The sequence below is a fragment of the Paenibacillus sp. KS1 genome, assembly GCF_001680695.1.
GTDB lineage: Bacteria > Bacillota > Bacilli > Paenibacillales > Paenibacillaceae > Paenibacillus_B > Paenibacillus_B suaedae.
Window position 1 is genome coordinate 1 of record NZ_MAIS01000187.1, and the last position, 2,799, is coordinate 2,799.

The 2,799-nt window shown below is 46.7% G+C and carries 2 protein-coding genes; both read right to left on the bottom strand.

What is annotated here, in order from left to right; genetic code table 11:
- Positions 1-221: 221 nt before the first annotated feature.
- Complete coding sequence (locus BBG47_RS27525; RefSeq protein ID WP_065294403.1) at positions 222-455, bottom strand: hypothetical protein; 234 nt, start codon at positions 453-455, stop codon at positions 222-224.
- A gap of 215 nt (positions 456-670) precedes the next feature.
- Positions 671-2,296, bottom strand: coding sequence for a phosphoenolpyruvate carboxykinase (ATP) (gene pckA, locus BBG47_RS27530; RefSeq protein ID WP_483310774.1), 1,626 nt, complete (start codon positions 2,294-2,296; stop codon positions 671-673).
- Positions 2,297-2,799 lie beyond the last annotated feature (503 nt).

Below are 2,799 nucleotides of genomic sequence, written 5' to 3' on the forward strand. Positions count from 1 at the left end.
GGAAATTCATGTGCACTATACATTCGCACCGCCGGTGAATGAACAGATTATGTTCATATCAACATCAGGAAATTAGCAAGAAACATGTAGATGCCATCATTTTACCGTATTTCACTTATACAATAATGCATACTAAATACAAAAATCAACTTCAAATATGAACAAGAGCTGATAGATTCGTATGTTCCAATAATCTACTACACGAAACACTAAAATAGATCCTACTGAATGCATACGGGATCGCTTGAATCGTACCGAACAACACCAGTAACCGGATTGATATCATGGACTGCGCAGGCAAACACCTCTGCCAGTGTAGTTGCTTGTAACCATTTGAGTACAAATTGCCATGCGGATTTGCATGCTGCATCTTTGCCCCACTGCCTTGACGAATCCGTGAGTGCCCCGACCTGATAGACAACGATATCGTAGGCTCCCTCAGCAGTGGCATCCATGTTGCGCCTCCAAATCTGCAAGATCGGGTTTACTGTAATGCACGATTCACCGTCGTAAAGAGTGTCATTTTTCCGGCCAATAAACATCATTCAAGATTTGTCGCCGTCCTTATTCCTATGACTTCCCTTCGCTGCGTCTTTACGCCCAAAATGAATCAGAGCTGCCTCTGCGTTATGAATACAACGCAGAGGCAGCCCCTCTCTTCTCACAACATTTATACCTGCGGGCCGGCAAGCTTGATTGATTCCGCTACATCGCTGAATTTTATTTCGAAATTGCGAGCAAAGATCTCCGCCAGTTGCTTCGCCTTACGATCATAAGCCGATTTATCCGCCCACATGTTCCTCGGATCGAGCAGTTCATGGGGAATGAATGGTACCGCATCAGGGATAAGCATGCCGAATACAGGATGAGAAGTGAAGGCTGCCTTCTCGATACTTCCATTCATAATCGCCTTGACCATCGCCCTTGTGTACGACAGATTCATCCGCTCGCCGATCCCGTAAGGACCGCCGCTCCACCCTGTATTGACCAAATAAACCTTTACCCCGTGTTTCGTGATTTTGTCGCCAAGCATTTCTGCATACACATCCGGTCTCAATGGGAGGAATGGAGCTCCAAAGCATGCCGAGAATGTCGCTTCCGGTTCGACTACGCCGCGTTCCGTACCTACCATCTTGGAGGTATAGCCGGACAGGAAGTGATACATTGCCTGCTCCTTCGTCAGTTTGGATACTGGAGGCAGCACGCCAAAGGCATCAGCGGTCAAAAAGATAATGACATTCGGATGGCCTGCGGTACCGGGAATGATCGAGTTATGAATATAATCAACCGGATAAGCGGCCCGCGTGTTCTCCGTCAATGTATTACTATGGTAGTCTGCCTCGCCGGTTACGGTATTAATCCACACGTTTTCCAGGACAGAGCCGAACCGGATCGCATTCCAGATTTGCGGCTCTTTCTCCTGCGACAGCCCGATGCATTTGGCATAGCATCCGCCCTCGAAATTAAACACGCCCGCATCGGACCAGCCATGCTCATCATCGCCGACTAAGCCGCGATCCGGATCAGCCGACAAAGTCGTCTTCCCTGTTCCCGATAATCCAAAAAACAATGCCGTGTCTCCATCCTCCCCGACATTCGCCGAGCAGTGCATCGGCATGACGCCACGGAAGGGAAGTAAATAGTTTAACACGCTGAAAATCGACTTCTTTATCTCGCCCGCGTAATGGGTACCCCCGATGAGTACAGTCTTTCTCTCGAAGGAAATGGCAATGAACGTCTCGGAATTCGTCCCGTCGACAGCCGGATCCGCCTTCATGCCAGGCATTGCAATCACGGTAAATTCAGGTTCATGGGTTAACAACTCATTCGTTGTTGGACGTATAAACAATTGCTGGACGAATAAATTTTGCCACGCGTATTCATTAATAAAGCGGACAGGCAAACGATAAGCCAGGTCTGCCCCTGCATAACCGTCGAATACAAAGAGCTTGCGGTTCTTCATATAGTTGATCGTTTTGTTATACAACGAGTCGAATTGCTCAGAGGTGATTGCCTGATTCACCTCGCCCCAAGCGACATGGTCTGCTGTGTCCGACTCTCTGACGATGAATTTATCCTTCGGGGAACGTCCCGTATATTTGCCCGTTGTGACTTGCAAAGCGCCAGTCGAAGTCAGATGACCTTCTCCGTTGCAGAGAGCGGACTCCACCAGCTTGGCAACCGCCAGGTTCCTCTGAGCTTCGTCTACATACAGACCAGCCAATTGAGTGCTTTCCTTATTTTTCGCGATCACGGTTATCCTCCCTATTCCACTGTTACCGAGTTTTTGTTTCATCCCGTCTCCAACAAATAAAAAAATGTATATTTTATCCTTTTTCATTTAATGTATACTATAAATAAATAATACGCAATATATAAAAGCGAATTGGGTGAATCCAATTATTTATTACGTCATTTTGAAAATGTTTTCACAATAGAATATAAAAAAGGTGCCCACGCTTCCCTAAGAGATGGACTCCCTCTGTAAGGGATGAAGCATAACACCTTTCTACCCGTTTTAGGATTTTTTCTGCTTGCTACCTGTGATGGCCGCGCTTCGCATAGCCCCAGCAATTGATGTAAGCGAATCACATCATGGAGATTAGGCACATAAAAACGTACCATTTCGAATATCCCTGGCAAGAAGTTCAAATACCATGCTTACATTACCTATACTTCCGGTTGTTACTCCCCTCCCCTGTATTTCAATCCACACATCCACGTAGGATGCGACTCGTTGTTTAACTGAGCAACAGAATTCAAGGCTTCGTTATTTCAATCCACGCATCCGCGTAGGAT